Source organism: Virgibacillus sp. CM-4 (assembly GCF_000445495.1).
GTDB lineage: Bacteria > Bacillota > Bacilli > Bacillales > Amphibacillaceae > Virgibacillus > Virgibacillus salexigens.
This window is the reverse complement of record NZ_AUQA01000002.1, coordinates 294,935-312,410: the sequence shown is the minus strand read 5'-3', so window position 1 is coordinate 312,410 and position 17,476 is coordinate 294,935. Positions and strand designations below refer to the sequence as shown.

General features: G+C 37.2%; 15 protein-coding genes and 1 riboswitch. Of the genes, 11 read left to right on the top strand and 4 right to left on the bottom strand.

The genetic code is table 11. The features are described from left to right. Window positions 1–61 precede the first annotated feature (61 nt). Both M948_RS42720 and M948_RS25395 read right to left on the bottom strand, forming a co-directional pair. On the bottom strand, window positions 62–232 hold the full coding sequence (locus tag M948_RS42720) for a YezD family protein (RefSeq protein WP_021289181.1): 171 nt from the start codon (window positions 230–232) through the stop codon (window positions 62–64). Window positions 233–327: 95 nt separating this feature from the next. Further along, a riboswitch (SAM riboswitch) is annotated at window positions 328–446 on the bottom strand. A 96-nt stretch (window positions 447–542) separates the two neighbouring features. Further along, on the bottom strand, window positions 543–2,321 hold the full coding sequence (locus M948_RS25395; protein WP_021289180.1) for a glycoside hydrolase family 13 protein: 1,779 nt from the start codon (window positions 2,319–2,321) through the stop codon (window positions 543–545). Window positions 2,322–2,572: 251 nt separating this feature from the next. On the opposite strand from M948_RS25395, the gene M948_RS25390 reads away from it, so the two are divergent. The 4 genes from M948_RS25390 to M948_RS25375 all read left to right on the top strand — a co-directional run bounded on the left by M948_RS25390 (window position 2,573) and on the right by M948_RS25375 (window position 7,238). After that, on the top strand, window positions 2,573–3,853 hold the full coding sequence (locus M948_RS25390; RefSeq protein ID WP_021289179.1) for a sugar ABC transporter substrate-binding protein: 1,281 nt from the start codon (window positions 2,573–2,575) through the stop codon (window positions 3,851–3,853). Between the two features lie 92 nt (window positions 3,854–3,945). Next, complete coding sequence (locus M948_RS25385) at window positions 3,946–5,241, top strand: carbohydrate ABC transporter permease (RefSeq protein ID WP_021289178.1); 1,296 nt, start codon at window positions 3,946–3,948, stop codon at window positions 5,239–5,241. Window positions 5,242–5,246: 5 nt separating this feature from the next. Next, the gene (locus tag M948_RS25380) at window positions 5,247–6,089 is read left to right on the top strand and encodes a sugar ABC transporter permease (protein ID WP_031335001.1); all 843 of its coding nucleotides are present in this window, start codon (window positions 5,247–5,249) and stop codon (window positions 6,087–6,089) included. A gap of 117 nt (window positions 6,090–6,206) precedes the next feature. Beyond that, entirely contained in the window at window positions 6,207–7,238 is a 1,032-nt protein-coding gene (locus tag M948_RS25375) for a LacI family DNA-binding transcriptional regulator (protein WP_031335000.1), read from the top strand. 66 nt (window positions 7,239–7,304) lie between these two features. On the opposite strand, the gene M948_RS25370 is transcribed toward M948_RS25375, so the two are convergent. Beyond that, the gene (locus M948_RS25370; protein ID WP_021289175.1) at window positions 7,305–8,279 is read right to left on the bottom strand and encodes an N-acetylglucosamine kinase; all 975 of its coding nucleotides are present in this window, start codon (window positions 8,277–8,279) and stop codon (window positions 7,305–7,307) included. A 438-nt stretch (window positions 8,280–8,717) separates the two neighbouring features. Here M948_RS25370 and M948_RS25365 point away from each other — a divergent pair, with 438 nt between their 5' ends. The 3 genes from M948_RS25365 to M948_RS25355 all read left to right on the top strand — a co-directional run bounded on the left by M948_RS25365 (window position 8,718) and on the right by M948_RS25355 (window position 11,965). Beyond that, window positions 8,718–10,040, top strand: coding sequence for an ABC transporter substrate-binding protein (locus tag M948_RS25365; protein ID WP_369759829.1), 1,323 nt, complete (start codon window positions 8,718–8,720; stop codon window positions 10,038–10,040). A gap of 164 nt (window positions 10,041–10,204) precedes the next feature. Further along, window positions 10,205–11,098: a carbohydrate ABC transporter permease gene (locus tag M948_RS25360; protein WP_021289173.1), complete on the top strand. Its 894-nt coding sequence runs from the start codon at window positions 10,205–10,207 to the stop codon at window positions 11,096–11,098. Window positions 11,099–11,122: 24 nt separating this feature from the next. After that, the gene (locus tag M948_RS25355; RefSeq protein ID WP_021289172.1) at window positions 11,123–11,965 is read left to right on the top strand and encodes a carbohydrate ABC transporter permease; all 843 of its coding nucleotides are present in this window, start codon (window positions 11,123–11,125) and stop codon (window positions 11,963–11,965) included. Between the two features lie 303 nt (window positions 11,966–12,268). On the opposite strand, the gene M948_RS25350 is transcribed toward M948_RS25355, so the two are convergent. Further along, window positions 12,269–13,324 carry a dipeptidase gene (locus M948_RS25350; RefSeq protein ID WP_021289171.1) on the bottom strand — a complete coding sequence of 352 codons (1,056 nt, stop codon included), beginning with the start codon at window positions 13,322–13,324 and terminating at the stop codon, window positions 12,269–12,271. Window positions 13,325–13,734: 410 nt separating this feature from the next. Here M948_RS25350 and M948_RS25345 point away from each other — a divergent pair, with 410 nt between their 5' ends. Genes M948_RS25345 through M948_RS25330 form a run of 4 tightly spaced genes read left to right on the top strand, consistent with a single transcriptional unit; the run spans window position 13,735 to window position 17,473 of the window. After that, window positions 13,735–15,771 (top strand): glycoside hydrolase family 3 protein, encoded by a 2,037-nt coding sequence (locus tag M948_RS25345; RefSeq protein ID WP_021289170.1) that lies wholly within the window; start codon window positions 13,735–13,737, stop codon window positions 15,769–15,771. Between the two features lie 29 nt (window positions 15,772–15,800). After that, entirely contained in the window at window positions 15,801–16,310 is a 510-nt protein-coding gene (locus M948_RS25340; RefSeq protein WP_021289169.1) for a hypothetical protein, read from the top strand. Then, a complete protein-coding gene (gene sipW / locus M948_RS25335; RefSeq protein WP_031334998.1) occupies window positions 16,276–16,842 on the top strand; it encodes a signal peptidase I SipW in 567 nt (188 codons plus the stop codon). Before M948_RS25340 ends, sipW begins: the two co-directional genes overlap by 35 nt. A 43-nt stretch (window positions 16,843–16,885) precedes the next feature. Further along, entirely contained in the window at window positions 16,886–17,473 is a 588-nt protein-coding gene (locus M948_RS25330; protein ID WP_021289167.1) for a CalY family protein, read from the top strand. Window positions 17,474–17,476: the final 3 nt, after the last annotated feature.

Here is a 17,476-nt window from a genome sequence, read left to right as displayed (position 1 = left end):
TATTCGGTTTCCCTTGTAAATAATCTTTAACTGTGCTTTTGGTGTTCCAATAAGCACGTCGTTACCCGTTTACATGTTTTTTTCGTTTTGATTGTAACGGGTACCGTTTCTTTTCCGTTGTGTCAATCTGCGTAATTTCTCCTTCATGTATCGTAATTGCTAATGATCCGAATTCAATCTTCTCTAGAGCTTCAGTAATGTCATTGATTTTCTTGTCGTCGATTCGAGCCATCCCATTCCTCCTTTAATTTGTTAACATTACCTATCAAGTAAAAAAGTAAAAACCTCTTTCGATTGAAAGAGGTTTGATTATTGTTTACTAAACAATTCCCATCTTTCAAACAAGTTTCGTTTGCTGGATTTAGCACCTTTACTCGGAATAACAAATAGAGTATGGTTGCCGCAGGATCAATGGACCAGTTTCCTCCCCTGACTCTTGATAGGTTAATATGAAATTTTGATTGTACTCATTATCTTAGAAACGAATGTGGCTGTCAAGATAATTTTCGAAATTCCCAAAAAAGTATTTTTTTAATTTAAGTTTATACAATTTCAAAAATACGGAAATGAAGAGGGGGTACCGTAATTGAAGTTGGTAATTCATCAATTCTATATTTCCTTGCTTGCTGGTTTTGAATATGCCATTCAGTTAGATATTTACAACTGCTTATACGTAGGATATCTCTAGTTATGTTTGCCTCTTTTTCACCCGCATTAAGAAAGAAGACGAGCCGATGATGTCCGTCGTTTTTCTCATATACAATGGTGTTGCTTGCATCATTCGATTGGAGAAATTGAATGTCACTATGGTTACCAAAAAGTGGATTTGTCTTGCGTAAATGAATAAGAGACTGGACAAATCGATACAGTTCTTGTTTTTGCTGGTTAGGGTTCCACTGCATACATGCACGACACCCTGGATCTGTATCACCAGCCATTCCTATTTCATCACCATAATAAATACAAGGTGTTCCAACAAAGGATAATTGAAAAAGGTACAATAGCTTTACACGGGCTTCATTGTCATTTGCTAAAGTTAAGATGCGTGGGGTATCATGACTATCCAATAGATTAAAAGCGACTTCATTCACATTTTGTGGATACATATGTAAAACACTAGTGATGGTCTCGGTGAATGTAGCAGCATTCATGTTTTGTTTAGCAAAAAAGTCAATCGCTCCATTAGTAAATGGGTAATTCATAACGGCATCAAACTGGTCACCGTGTAGCCATGGCATAGAGTCATGCCAGATTTCACCTAGAATATAAACATCTGATTTCACTTCTTTGACGGCTTGTCGAAACATTCTCCAGAAATGGTGATCCACTTCATTTGCAACATCTAATCGCCAGCCATCGATATCAAATGTTTCTACCCAATATGTTGCGACCTTTAATAAATAGTCTCTGACTTCCTTATTCTTCGTATTTAATTTAGGCATTGTAGGCACAAATGCAAATGTATCGTAATTCGGACGTGGTTTGGTTACTATAGGGAAATTCCAAATATGAAACCAATCTTTATAGATAGACACTTCTTGATTTTTCAACACATCTTGAAAAGGTGGGAAATAATATCCACTATGATTAAAGACAGCATCTAGCATTACTTTGATTCCTCGTTGATGGCATTCTTGGACAAATAGACGAAATGTAGCTTTATCTCCAAATTGTGGATCAATTTCCATGTAATCGATCGTATCGTATTTATGATTGGAATATGCCTTGAAGATAGGGGTTAGGTATATCCCATTGATTCCTAAATCGACAAGGTAATCGAGGTGTTGAATAATTCCTTCCAAGTCTCCCCCAAAGAAATTAGTAGGTGTTGGATCTGCAGAGCCCCATGGTAAACTGCCTTTTGGATTTAACTGTTCATTACCATTAGCAAATCGTTCAGGAAATAGTTGGTACCATACCGTATCTTTCACCCAATCTGGTGCATTAAATACATCAATGGAGCTTAAGTAAGGAAAACAAAAATAATTAGCAATATCCGAGGGGAGACTTGCAAATATTCCACCTTCACTATAAATACAAGATTCGTGTTCATTCGAGCAAATAAACGCATAGCGCATTCTACGATAATTCGGTTTCACAGCAATAAACCAATAGTCATGTAAGCTTGTTGTACCGGTTTTTTTCATGTGTTTTGACACGCTCTGCCACTGATTATCTATCCAATCATAAGGATCACCAAATACAAGTTCCACCATTTCTAGATCATTTTTTTTGGTCCGTAGTACTAAATGAAGGGTCTCATTATCATAGGCATACGCAAAATTATCTTTTGGACGATGATAGATTGCTTCTTTATTCATTTTTTACCTCCCTCTGTACAATCGTTTGCGCTAAATACTAATTAATTTTTAAATACATTACCAATGTTTATAATTATCATAGCATTAATGCTATGATAATGTAAGCGTTTTATTAGTTATTAATTAAATAATTAGAAGTTTCTAAAATGGAGTTGTAATTTTTAGGGGAATATGTATAATAAAGTTATAATGAATGCGCAAACGTTTTCATTATTTATGCAGTTCTCTATTAAATCATGGGAGGGGTACAAGTGAAAAAGAGCTTGATTTATTCATTAACAATGGTATTGGTAGCTGTGATTTTAATTGCATGTGGTCCAGATAATACCGAACCAAAAGAAAATTCTACCAATGAAGGGAAAGCAGCAGGGGATGAAATGCCGGAGAAGCCAGATTCTCTTAAACTTTGGGTAAATGCCGAGGAAAAGCAGCAAGAAGCAGTTCAACAAATTACAAATAAATACACAGAGGAAACCGGGATTAAGGTAGATATGGTTCCTGTGGATATGCTGGAACAAGTGGAAAAGCTTGATGTGGAAGGACCTGCAGGGAATGGTCCAGACATTATTTTTCAACCACATGATCGAATTGGTGATCTAGTACTTAGAGGATTAGTAGATCCAGTTAACTTTGGAAATAAAGAAAGCGGTTACACTGATACCGCACTGCAAGCAGTTCAATTTGAAGATGAATATTGGGGATATCCTGCCGTCATTGAAACGTATGCGATGTATTATAATAAATCGTTAGTAGAAAAAACTCCGGAAACGATACAAGATGTTATGTCAATTGCAGAGAGAGATACAGATACAAGCAAAGACCAATTTGGATTTTTAATGGAAGCAGCTAATTTTTATTTTGTTTATCCTTTCTTTTCTGGGAATGGAGCATATGTGTTTGCAAATGAAGATGGAAACTATGATATTTCAGATATTGGATTAGCTAATGAAGGTTCTGTAGAGGGTGGTCAACTTGTTCAGAAATGGTTCGATAACAACTATATTCCTCAAGATTTAACTCCAGATATTATGAATGGATTATTTCAAGAAGGAAAAGTGTCAACGGTTATCAATGGGCCTTGGATGGTAAGAGAATACTCGGAGGCGCTAGGCAACGACCTCGGTGCAGTTCCATTACCTATTTTGGACAATGGAGAAAACCCGAAATCATTTGTAGGAGTTAAATCATATATGTTGTCGTATTACTCAGACAACAAAGAGTGGGCTGAGCATTTAATGGCATATATTACAAACTATGAAAACTCTATGACATATTACGATATTGCTGGGGAAATTCCAGCCCGTGATGATGCAATGGAGGATCCAGCTATTGCGGAGGATCCGATCTTTTCTGCATTTGCAGAACAAACAAAGTTTGGAGAGCCAATGCCAAGTGTTCCTGCAATGCAGCAAGTTTGGGATCCGATCAACGATGCATTAAATTTTATTTCTAAAGGAGAACCAGTGAAAGATGTCCTTGATGAAGCTGTTGAAACCATTCAGGGTCAAATAGACGCTTCTGGAGCAAATTAGGAACAATCTATGGGGAGATAACTCACCATAAATGTTTCACTTGATCATTTTAGAATGATCAAGTGATTCGGGAAATATAGGAGGATACTGGAATGGCAACAAATCATAATAGTGGCAGTGCCTGGATAAAAAAACCTCGTAATATTGCTACGATTTTATCAATTATTCCAGGATTAGGACAATTTTATAATCGTCGTTTTTTGAAAGGTATTAGCTTATTGATTGTGACGGTTTCATTCTTAATTACAACATGGAACTATATTGATATTGGAATATGGGGATTATTCACACTAGGAACTATTCCGCGTGACCATCATTCGATTCAATTACTTATACAAGGGTTAATTTCACTCATCATTTTAGGGTTTGGTATTGCAATCTATCTTTATAATTTGAAAGATGCTAGATCAGATGCAATTGCTAGGGAGAATCATAGATCAAATCCAACTTTAATTCAAGGTATGGCTGCCTTTTATAACAATGGTTTTCCATATTTTATGATTCTGCCTGGTTTATTGATGCTTTTATTTATCGTAGTTGTACCTTTAATGTTTATGCTAGCTTTGGCATTTACTGATTACAATCAATACAATGCTCCACCACGTCATTTATTGAGCTGGGTTGGGTTGAATAACTTTGTAGATTTAGCTAATGTGGGTATTTGGAAAGATACATTTTTGAGCGTATTTACTTGGACTGTAGTTTGGACAGTAGTGGCAACGTCTTTTCAAATTATTTTAGGATTGTTTCTAGCATTATTAGTTAATGATAAACGAATTAAATTTAAACGAACGATTCGGACTATTTTAATTCTACCATGGGCGGTACCAGCATTTGTATCGATTTTAATCTTTTCTGCTTTATTTAATCCTACTTTTGGTGCAATTAATCGAGATATACTAAGTCAATTTGAAACCATGATTCCTTGGCTTTCCGATCCATTTTGGGCAAAGGTAGCATTGATTATGATTCAAACCTGGCTTGGATTTCCATTTGTATTTGCCTTATTTACTGGTGTGCTCCAAAGTGTGCCACAAGATATGTATGAGGCAGCTGATGTTGATGGGGGAAGCCGTTTGCAGAAGTTCCGTCATATTACATTACCACATGTGTTATTTGCAACAGCACCATTATTAATTATGCAATATGCAGGGAACTTCAATAACTTTAACATCATTTATTTATTTAATGAAGGGAACCCCGCTGTGCGTGGGCAAAATGCAGGTGGGACAGATATTCTAATTTCTTGGGTTTATAAACTTACATTTGAGACAAATAATTACAATATGGCTGCTGCAATTACAATCATTATGGGGATTATTATTTCTGTATTTGCGTTTTTCCAGTTTAGAAAAACAGCATCCTTTAAAGAGGAGGGACGTTACTAATGGCTATGTCACAAAAGAAAAAATCGAAAATTGAGGTAACGTTCATTTACTTGTTTTTTCTTATTATGTTCATAATTATTGGTTATCCTTTATTTTGGGCGTTAATGATGAGTCTGAATCCAGGCTCTAATATGTTGGTAACCGATCTATTTCCTGAATCTCCAACACTAGAACATTATAAATGGTTATTTATGGATCCAAACAGTGATTATGTTATTTGGTACCAAAACAGTCTATATGTTGCATTAGTTAATGCGGGTGGATCAGTTATCATTACTTCGTTAATTGCATATGCATTTTCTCGGTATAAATTCATTGGTAGAAAATATGGCTTATATATGTTTTTACTGTTACAGATGTTCCCTGCTTTAATGGGAATGGTAGCACTTTATATTTTGTTGAACACGATTGGGTTAACGGATTCGTTATATGGACTTATGCTAATTTATCTAGGAGGGCAAATACCTTTTAATGCGTGGCTAGTGAAAGGGTATTTCGATACGATTCCTAAAGAACTTGATGAAGCTGCAAAAATGGATGGAGCTGGGCATTTAAGGGTATTTTGGACGATTATGTTACCTCTTGCTAAGCCTATTTTGGCAGTAGTGGCTTTGTTTAATTTTATGGCACCTTTTATGGACTTTTTATTGCCACGTATCGTGTTAACTAGTCCAGAAAAATATACATTGGCTTTAGGTTTATATAATTTTATCAATGATCAATTTTCCACTAATTTTACCCGCTTTGCTGCTGGGTCAATACTAATAGCTATACCAATTGCGCTTGTATTTTTACTTTTACAGCGATATTTAATCTCTGGGCTTACATCAGGGGCAACCAAGGGATAGTTTAAAATTCATCCACAATATGTATTTAGTTTGTTATAATAAATGAACAAACAAGCTAGAATCTTATTAAAACATTATCTTAGGAAAACCTACCGGAGACAGAGGGTGAAAAACGCAGTGGTAACAATAAAAGATGTAGCAAAGGCAACGGGGGTATCACCTTCTACTGTTTCTAGAGTCATTGCAGATAACCCGAGAATTAGCCCAGATACAAAGAAGAAGGTTCGAAAGGTTATGAAGGATTTGGGATACCATCCCAACGTAAACGCTAGGAACTTAGTTGCAAAGTCAACAAAGGCAATCGGTGTAGTATTGCCTTCATCAGCAGATAAGTCATTGCAAAATCCGTTTTTTCCAGAAGTACTTCGGGGAATTGGATCGATTACTCACCAATTACAATATTCGATGACACTTTCTAGCGGAGGCACAGAAAGTGAAATATTTACGGAAGTGGAAAGAATGGTTTATGGCAGTTATGTAGATGGGATTATCTTACTTTATTCACGTGTTAATGATCGAATTGTGAATTTTCTACGGGAGAAAGATTTTCCGTTTGTTATTGTCGGCAAGCCGTATGATCATTTGAATGAGATTACCCATGTGGATAACGATAACTTTACTGCCGGTAAGGACATTACTTCCTGTTTAATTCAACAAGGTCATGAAAGGATTGCCTTTATCGGTGGATCAAGGGATTTGTTTGTTACAATGGATCGGGAAGCAGGATATGAAGCAGCCTTAAAAGAAGCTGGAATAGCCGCGGACAAAGCTTACCGTATTCATACTGAGTTCCTCAAGTCTGGAGGAAGGGAAGCAGTTGAGCAATTGCTAGCTCTCAAAGTGAGACCAACGGGAATTGTTGTAACGGATGATTTGATGAGCCTTGGAGTACTTAGTACCTTAGAAGAACTTGGTGTAGATGTCCCTGCAGATATATCTTTGGTTAGTTTTAATAATGTGTATTTATCAGAAATTACGAGTCCGTCACTGACAACTGTAGATATTCAAATCTATCAATTGGGTGCTCAGTCGGCTAAAGCATTAATTGAAAAAACGCAGACAAAAGATGAGCCAGCTAAACGGATTATTATACCACACCAAATTGTCCACCGTGATTCCGTTGCAACAAGCAACGGTGCTGGAACATGAGTTGAAGTTTTCCGAAGCGAATAATAAGACCGGAGGAAATCAACGTTTTCATATGATTTCCTCCGGTTATTTATTTGATTGAAAGTTTTGTAGACGATTCATTGAATCGGTGGATATATTCATATCCTCACTCAAATATGCTCCAATCACAGATCCACATACTGGGGGAAGTTTAGGTGTGATAACGGTTATACCCGAAACAATTTTGTTTAATTCCTGTTTGATTAATGTTGGAAATATACTGTTTTGGAATACACCGCCACATACTACAACATTTATTTGTTCTCCTACTGAAAATAGCCGTTTATGAAGAAGGTGAATGTTTCTAGCAATTTCCCAAGCAGCGTCATCTATAATAATTGAAGCAGCCTTATCTCCAGATTGATATGCTTGAAAAACAAGCCTGCATACAGATGCAATCGAACGCTTAGGATCGGCATTATGATAAATCTGATCAATTAAATCACGTCCAGTATCCACATGAAAATAATCATAAAGCATCTTTAAAAGCATTGTTTCATTTATCTTACCATCTAGATAATGCAATGCAGCAGCTATTCCTTTTTTTCCAATATCATAACCACTTCCTTCATCTCCCAGTAAATACCCCCAACCGCCAATACGACTCTGTTGTTGGTTTTCGTTTATCCCAAAAGTTAATGATCCAGTTCCAGAAATTTGAACAACGCCGGGCTTTCCTAATGTGCCAGAATAAAGAGCATTAATGGCATCCGGTTGAACCGTCACCCTACAAGCTGATGGAGATAAGGCATCGAGTAGTTGATATAGTTGTGTTTGAATCATCGAGCTACCAGCACCAGCAATACCAGCAAATATGCCAATGAGTTTGGAAAAAGCTTCGGGTGCTTCTTCTTTGAATTGAGAGAAGATCGTTTCAAAAGTATGTGATAACGCTCTTGATGAAACGGTATTCGGATTGGAGGGACCAGTGATACAAGTGGATATTATATTTCCTTGCAAATCAGCTAAAAGCGCAAGTGTTTTTGTCCCGCCACCATCGATTCCAATAATATAACTCATAACAGGTCTCCTTATGTTAGATTCATACTTTCCATAGCAAACTGGAAATTATCCTTCGTATTTTTTTAGAGATGAAAAGCAGCTTTTTAATCTCTAGAATCTTTAACTATTTCTTCCCAACGATTCCTTAATCATAAAAAAATCCCTATTATAAATATATTAGAAAACTTAATTTGTATTATTTTTTTAAATAATTTTTATTCATGATTTGGTAAGGTAACAAATCAGTAATGATGGTTTCGCCAGATAAGGGTGTGAGAATATAACTAGTAGCATCTGGATTACTAGGCATTAATGCATGTTCCTTACATACAATAAATTAATAGACATTTTCAGGTTGTTGGACTCCATGAATAGAGTGCTTCTGTTCATGCGTTCATATAAAAAAGGCATATAAAGGGGGATTATACAGTGAAAGAGTTCCGTAAAAGCCGATGGATACTTGGGTTACTGGCTTTAGTTTTAATCGGTGTTGTTGCTGCTTGTTCTTCAAATGATGAATCAGAAGAAGAGGAGGCAACGGATTCTTCAGAAACTAGTGGAGAAGGGGGGATTTCTGGTGATCTAGAAATTCAGTATTTTGTTGGGGGATATGGCGATACATGGTGGAAAGAAGTAATTGCTGACTTCAAAGAGAAATATCCAGATGTAAACGTAATCGAACATGCCGGACCGAATATTAACGAAGAAATGCGGTCTCGTTGGGTATCCAATGATCCACCAGATGTTGTATATATCGATGGCGCAGGATCAAGTGAAACACAAATGGTGGAAGATGGACAACTAATGAATTTAACGGAATGGGTAGAGGGAATTGAACTAGATAATGGGGATAAGTTAATCGATAGTTTTATCGTAAATCCAGGTAAATTCGATGGTGACATTTATTCACTTCCATTGGTGTTTGATACTTGGGGTACATGGTATGACCGTGCACTGTTTGAAGAAAAAGGATATGAGGTACCGACAGACTTCAATAGTTTTATGAGTTCCATGACTGAGATTAAAGATAAAGAAGGAATCGATCCATTTGTTACTTCTGGTCAACATCCATATTATTTCCTTCGAGGCATGTTATACCCGGCTTTTGGAGCAGCTGGCGGGGATGAACTTCTAGCTGATCTAATTACTGGGAAAGAAGGGGCTTGGACAAGTGATGTCGTGTTAGAGACGATGAAAAAAGTGGAGAAAATGCAACAAGAAGGCATGTTTGATCAAGGTTTAGGTGCTTTAAATCATACACAATCTCAAATGAATTTTCTGTTGCATGAAAATGCTTTTATTCCTGTAGGATTCTGGCTGCCAAATGAGATGAAGAATGATATTCCTGATGGTTTTGAATTTGGATTTATCCCATCACCTATGCAGGATGCTGGAGAGCCATTTGCGATTGTACCGGATTTACGACCATTGGCAATTGCAGAAAATGCAGAGAACCCAAAAGCTGCTAAAGCATTCGTGGAATTTGTCTTCACAAGGGATTATGCGATGTCATTCTCCGAACATACTGGTGCGATCATGAACCTCACAGAGGTGGACTTAACGCAAAGTGATAAGATCCCAAGTTACTTAACAGAAGCAAATGAAATGATCAATGATACAGAACAAGTACAAATTTACGAAAAGCCACACCCGATGAGTGCTGATTTGGAAACACCAATTGGTAATGCGCTGATGTCATTAATGTTAGGAAATATGACAGCGGAGGAATTTGTTCAAGAGGCAGAAAAAGCGGCAGAAACTTATCGGAATAGTAATTAACATGACCGTCCATCAGCAGGGGATTGCATACCTCTGCTGATGGCTTTTCCAAATAGGAGTTAGGTATAAACATGTAAAGCAAATCAGTTATAAGTACAATTTAGATTTTCGTTATTTTATGTAAATAGTCAAGTTTTCTAACGATTAACAGAGAGAGTGATTGGATGGTACAGTCAAAAAAACAGAAGTATACATTTCTGGCTTTTTGTTTGGTCCCGACATTTATTATGTTCGCAGTCTTTACCCTCTACCCTTTATTCAGTGGACTTTATTATTCATTCTTCGATTGGTCAGGTGCGTCGCAAGATAAAGAGTTTATTGGCTTGGCAAATTACATAACATTAATCAAAGATGCAATTATACCAAATACGATAATTCATGATTATTTTCTAGTTATAACAAAGGTAATTGGAATCATGATTCTTGCTATGTTCTTTGCGGTTGCCTTAACGCAGTTGAAAATTAAGGAAGCACCTTTTTATCGAATTGTTTTTTTCTTTCCTAATATCATGTCTGTTGTGGTTATTGGAATTCTATGGACGTTTATTTATAACCCCAATTTAGGATTAGTAAATTCAGGCTTAGAATTCCTTGGACTAGAGAATTGGGCGCGGCCATGGCTTGGGGATGAGAATTGGGCACTCCCAAGTCTTGTTCTTCCTTCCATTTGGGCTGGGATTGGCTTGTTTATGCTTATGCTCATGGGAGGTATTGCAAATGTATCAAAGAATTATTATGAGGCTGCTGAGATTGACGGAGCCAATCAATGGCAACAGTTTTGGAAAGTCACCTTGCCGCTTGTTTGGCCGCAAATAAAAATTTCTGTCCTTTATATTGTTATTACAACATTAAACGGTTCTTTTATAATCGTACAAGTTATGACAGGAGGAGGACCGAATAATTCAACGCATGTTATGGGATCTTATCTATATCAACAAGCATTTGTTCAATATAATTTTGGTTATGGTGCCACAATTGGTGTGATGATTTTAATTCTTTCCTTGCTAACTGTATTAATATTACAGTTCTTGCTGCGTAGAGATAAAGTCGAGTATTAAGTAAATTGAGAGGGGGATATGTTTGTGAAACGAAGTATCGGGCAGGTCTTAGGCAGAACTGGGATTCGGCTTCCACTTGTTTTATGGACCATTGCTGTATTATATCCGATCTTTTGGATGTTTCTTGGTTCATTTAAATCCAATGCAGAAATTTATCGAAATCCGTGGGGAATACCAGAATCTTTTCATCTACAAAACTTTGTAGAAGCATGGACCAATTACAATATTGATATCAGCGTTTTTAATAGTTTAATTGTAACTGCTATTGGTGCAGTTTTAACACTAGTTATGGCGATTCCGACTGCATATGCAATTGAACGAATTAATTTTCGTGGGAGTAAACTGCTATTTACGTTGTATGTTTCTGGGATGATGATCCCAATGGTGTTGGGGTGGATCCCATTGTTTTTCCTATTAATGCAATTAAATTTATTGGATAATATCTTTGGGCTAGCAATTGTTTATGCAGTAAGTCAATTGCCGTTTTCTATTTTTGTTTTGACAAGTTTTATAAGTACGATTCCTAAGTCATTAGAAGAATCCGCAGCAATGGATGGCATGTCTCCATATCGGGTGTTGTGGAAGATCGTCACACCATTAAGTATGTCAGGAATCATAACAGTGACGATTATGAATGCTATTCAATTTTGGAATGAGTATTTCATGGCACTTATTTTTTTACAGAGCAGTGAGAATTATACCCTTGCGTTAGCTATTGATTATATCAGTAGTGAGGCGCAATATACGAACGCATGGGGAACATTATTTGCTAGTTTGGTGATTGCGATTGTTCCAGTGATTATCCTTTATGCCATCTTCCAGCAGCGAATTGCCAAAGGAATGACAGAAGGTGCAATTAAGGGGTAAAGAAATCGCAAAAACATAAGAAGGTAGAAGGAACCTTGTCTGTAGAATTACCTTGATTTGCATAACATTTTTGATTGTCCACAGTCTCACACGTACTGCGGACGAACACCCCGAGTCTCATCGTGGAATAAAACGCCACTGTGGGGCTCGATATCTCGCAGTATATTCCATCCCTATATTGAAAATGATTCTCCTTCAATCCCACCTCACTAAGCAGATGATGGGAACTTTCGAGAAGAAGTATTATTAATTACGTTTTGTACCTGTTATTCAACTTTGGGGGTATAAGTATATCGTCTATTATCAATCTTTCCAAGTAGCTCCCAATACCCGTATCCAATTCTTATAGGCTACTTTTTCCAAATCCTTATCTGTAAACCCATGTGCTTGAAGTCGCTTCATTAGTTTAGGTAAACCTGTGACATCTTTTAATGAATCAGGAACGGTTGTCCCATCGAAGTCAGAACCGAGAGCCACATGATCAATTCCAAAGTTTTCGGCGATATATGCAATATGTTGGACAATTGTATCGAGGGGAATATTGGTGTCGAATTGTCCGTCTTCTCTTAGCATATTTACTGCATAATTGATACCTACCACCCCATTACTTTTTTTAATTGCTTGAAGTTGCTTATCTGTAAGATTACGAGAAATCGGGCAGATTGCATGTACATTGGAGTGTGTTGCAACAATAGGTGCATCACTCTGTTGGACTACATCCCAGAAACCTTTTTCATTCAAATGAGTGGTATCAATCATAATACCCAACTGATTACATGCATGAACTAGATCCTTACCAGCTTCAGTAAGACCTCCTCCGATATCTGGTGAAGATGGATAGCGAAAAGGGACCCCTTCTCCATATGCATTTGGTCGACTCCATACAATTCCAAGTGAACGCAAGCCAGCTTGATAAAGAACTTGTAATGCAGAGAAATCTGTATCGATCGCTTCGGCTCCTTCAATATGGAAGATAGCTGCTAAAATCTGATTCTCTAGACAGAACGCTAGTTTTTGTGTATTCGTGACTGTTTGAAAAATGCCATTAGAAGTTGCTTCTAGCTCAACTAACATAGAAGCAAGTTGCATGGTATGATTTAACGCTGTTTGCTGATCAATCTGAGGTGGCAGCGGCATATCATAACCAGTCGACGTTACATACTTTTCAGGGGCGATTTCATAATTGGCGTTTGGAGTGAAGGCCGCAAAGAATCCGCCGCCAAATTGATTGTTACGAGCACGAGGTAAATCAATATGCCCATTCGCACCTTTGCTAAAGAAACTATTTTTATCCTCATTTTCCTCATAAAGGCGTAAAAGGGTATCGTTATGACCATCTATAATTGGAAAATTTGTCATAATGCATCTCCTTCTTCCATCGATTTTCAGATATGTAAAGTGTAGCATGAAGTTACCCAATTCGAAATAGATGTGTTCCTAGTGCTTTTTTAATAGCTCTAGGAATAGAATTTCAACTATTGTCCTAATGGTAGTTAGAAATATTCTAGTTCAATAGGATCATTTTTCTAAAAATTTGATTTATTCGACAAATTTGTGCAGATATTTCAAAATTTATCTGCTATTGTCAAGTTAATCAATTACATACTGTGCTCTTTGCATCGATGACCTGAAATACGCTCGGAAAGGCAGGTGTTTTTGTTTCGAATATCACATTCTTTTTTATGTAATGTAAAACGTTGATTGTTAGATGCAGCATGTTATTAGGTAGACTTCCATTTTAGTAGTAACCATTGAAGGAGGTAATACCATTGAAACGTTACCGAGCGATTTTACTCTTTTCCGTAATCCTTGTTTTGGTTATTGGACCGTTCTCTAAGATTTCAGCAAATCAGACAAACAAGGAAGGAACAGGTGACGATGAGATTAGGGAAATCATCGATGGGATGACATTAGAAGAAAAAATTGGACAACTCTTTATTGTTCATGTTTATGGACAAACCCCAACAGATTCTGATTATGAGGAGATAAATCTTCGAAATAATCGCGGAGGGAAGAACTTTCAGGAAGTCATCGAAAATTACCATGTCGGTGGAATTATTTATTTTAACTGGACGGATAATATCGGCATGCCGCTCGATGCGGTTCAAGTAAATAGCTTATCAAATGGATTACAACAAATTGCAATGGATCAGTCGGCAGAAATTCCATTATTTATTTCAACAGACCAAGAAGGTGGAATTGTTCAAAGGGTAACAAGTCCAGGAACTGTCTTTCCAGGAAATATGGCACTAGGTGCGACCCGCTCTGAAGCCTATGCATCCCGTACGGGAAGTATACTTGGCAATGAATTAACGAGTTTAGGAGTTAATATGAATTTCGCACCAACAGTGGATGTCAATATGAATCCAGAAAATCCAGTTATAGGTGTCCGTTCGTTTGGCGAAGATCCAGATCTTGTTTCTAAATTAGGTGCTGCTCAAATTAATGCTTATCAAGATCAAAACGTGATTGCTTCTGCAAAGCATTTTCCAGGACATGGTGATACAGCTGTTGACTCTCATTATGGTTTACCGATTATAGATCATGATTTGGAAACATTACATGAAGTAGATTTGAAACCGTTTAAAGAAGCGATCGATAACGGAATACAATCAATTATGACTGGTCATATCGTAGTTCCTGCATTAGATGATTCAGGATTGCCTGCTACGCTATCGAAACCGATTTTAACTGATTTATTGCGTGAAGAACTGGGATTTGAAGGATTAATTATTACAGATAGTCTTGGAATGTCAGGTGCCAATGTTGTTCCACCAGAACGCGTTCCTGTAGAAGCGTTTAAAGCCGGTGCTGATATTTTACTCAATCCACCGAATGTTGAGGTTGCTTTTAATTCTATGCTAGAGGCAGTAGAAACTGGTGAAATTAGTGTAGAACGGTTGGAAGCATCCGTTCATCGAATACTAGCTGCCAAAATGAATAATGGGTTGTTTAATGACCCATATACAGATCCTGGAGCAATAGAGAGTATTGGATCTTCAGATCATTTAAATGCTGCTCAGGAGATGGCAGATCGTAGTGTAACACTAGTAAAAAATAGTGACGATGTTCTCCCATTCCAATCATCCGACTCCGTTTTTGTGACAGGTCCATCTATGGCTAAGCCAGATAGACTAACAGATTTACTAATGGATCAAGGAATTCATGTGGAAGGGTTTTCGACAGCTGCTTCGCCAACAGAGGAAGAGATTAATGAAGCTGTTGCACGGGCTGAAGAGGCTGATAAAGTGCTAGTCACAACCTATACAGCCAATACCAATGAACAGCAGCAGCAGTTCGTTCAAGCATTAGAAGACACAGGAAAACCAGTAATTGTTTCCGCTCATCGGAATCCGTATGATGTAATGGCATTTCCTGAAGTGGAGGGGTATCTAAGTACCTATAGTTATATGGATGTATCCATAAATGCTGTTGCTAATGTACTCACTGGCGAGCTAAACCCATTTGGGAAATTACCTGTGACGATCCCAGATATGTATGAGATTGGTCATAGCATAGACTATATTGATACGGAGCTTAGTGCAGATGGAATGAAGGAGTTAGCTGCGGAGCTTGCTAGTCAAGGCGAGTTTTCGAGTGATGTGGAACGTAAATTATCTCTTCATTTAACAGCTGTCAGTCGATTTGAACGTAAACAAGCTGCAGATAAAGTAGTGAAACATATGGAAGGTTTTCAAGATTTGATTCAGCATCAACTAGCAAATAACGCGATCTCCGACAAAGCGTTTAGCTATCTAGATACAGAAGCTATTCACTTAATAGAAACCTGGAATGAAAACGATTGACTTGTTTCAAATAGCAGGAGGAATATACGTTGAATAACAAACAGAGAGAGAGCAGAAATAAACCGTTTTCTAAACGTATCACCATTCGATTCATAACATTACTGTATCTCATGTTTATCATCGTGAGCCAATTGTCATCTCCTACTAGTGCATCCTTTACGGCAACAAGTACTGTTCAAGGAAGTTTGACAGCTCATGAAATAATCCAAGTAGATCATGCAGAGGAGATAAAACAGAAAAAGGAATCATCTGATGATTCTAAACCAGAGCTAAAAGAACGTTCAGAAGAACAAGGGTTAGATCAGAAAAAAGAAGATAAAGAACAAAAGAAAGAAACGGTTGAGGAAAAAGAACAACTGGAAAAGAAAACAGTTAAGGACCAACAATCCGAACCCAAACCATCCTCAAATATAAATCAAGACAAAACAGAAGCTCAAGATGCAAACGACGAATCAAGTACAGTAGACATCGAGGCCTCTGATTCAGATGGGAGTGATAAGCCAAATGAACAGCAGACAGATGCTGAAGCGAATCGGTAATTTACTCACTACTCTTTTATTTATCCTGTTGCTTTGTATGCTATTTCTGGTTCTTGTATCAAAGGCAACTGGCAATGAGACGAATTTATTTGGTTATCAGCTAAAGACGGTTTTATCTGGCTCCATGGAGCCGAATATTGAAACAGGCTCAATAATAGCTATTCATACGGAAGGGGATAAAACACAATTCCATTCAGGTGATGTCATTACGTTTAGGACAGAAGACGATATGCTGGTAACCCATCGTATAGTAGAAGTTATTGATAATGGCAATCAATATATTACAAAAGGCGATGCTAATGATGGAAAAGACTTAAATCCAGTTCTTTCCCAAAATGTTGTTGGTACGTATAGCGGATTTACGATTCCGTATATTGGTTACATTATGAATTTTGCTGAAACAAAAGAAGGAGCAGCATTATTGTTGATTTTACCTGGAATTCTTCTGCTTGGTTATGCATTATTTACTATTCGCCGAACCATTAAAGAAGTGAAACAACTAATTGATGATAAAAATATGCGAACAGAGTGAATCACAGATTATACCATTTATGAATATAGGGGAGGAATTTTCAATGAATATTAAAAAACAATTAGGAACAGGGATTCTATCAGCGGCACTCGGTTTATCGCTTATTGGCGGAGGAACTTATGCTTATTTCAGTGATAGTGAAACGACGAATAATACGTTTGCTGCTGGCACACTAGATTTGGTAGCTGAGCCTACTGAAATTATTCAAGTTGAAAATATTAAACCAGGAGATTCGATGATTCGTGATTTTGAACTGCAAAATAATGGATCATTGGATATTGATAAAGTGTTACTTGCTACAGATTATAACGTTGCGGATGCGAGTGGCGATAATACAGAAGATTTTGGTCAACATATTCAAGTAGAGTTTTTATATAATGCAGATAAATTGGATGAAGTTATTTATGAAACGACATTAGCTGAGTTAAAAGGAATGACACCGGAAGCCGTTAACGAACACGTATTTGATCCATTGCTTGGAGAACAAGGGCTTCCTGTTGATTCGATTGATGATTTGGTCGTTAAATTTAATTTTGTGGATAACGGAGAAGATCAAAATCAGTTTCAAGGAGATTCTTTGAATTTAGAATGGACTTTCACTGCGACACAAAGTGCTGGTGAGGAAAAATAATTG

Excerpts from the sequence above, each read along its gene's own strand:
- M948_RS42720 (WP_021289181.1), bottom strand. The coding sequence starts at position 232 with ATGGCTCGAATCGACGACAAGAAAATCAATGACATTACTGAAGCTCTA.
- M948_RS25395 (WP_021289180.1), bottom strand. The coding sequence starts at position 2,321 with ATGAATAAAGAAGCAATCTATCATCGTCCAAAAGATAATTTTGCGTAT.
- M948_RS25385 (WP_021289178.1), top strand. The coding sequence starts at position 3,946 with ATGGCAACAAATCATAATAGTGGCAGTGCCTGGATAAAAAAACCTCGT.
- M948_RS25380 (WP_031335001.1), top strand. The coding sequence starts at position 5,247 with ATGTCACAAAAGAAAAAATCGAAAATTGAGGTAACGTTCATTTACTTG.
- M948_RS25370 (WP_021289175.1), bottom strand. The coding sequence starts at position 8,279 with ATGAGTTATATTATTGGAATCGATGGTGGCGGGACAAAAACACTTGCG.
- M948_RS25360 (WP_021289173.1), top strand. The coding sequence starts at position 10,205 with ATGGTACAGTCAAAAAAACAGAAGTATACATTTCTGGCTTTTTGTTTG.
- M948_RS25350 (WP_021289171.1), bottom strand. The coding sequence starts at position 13,324 with ATGACAAATTTTCCAATTATAGATGGTCATAACGATACCCTTTTACGC.
- sipW (WP_031334998.1), top strand. The coding sequence starts at position 16,276 with ATGAACAGCAGACAGATGCTGAAGCGAATCGGTAATTTACTCACTACT.
- M948_RS25330 (WP_021289167.1), top strand. The coding sequence starts at position 16,886 with ATGAATATTAAAAAACAATTAGGAACAGGGATTCTATCAGCGGCACTC.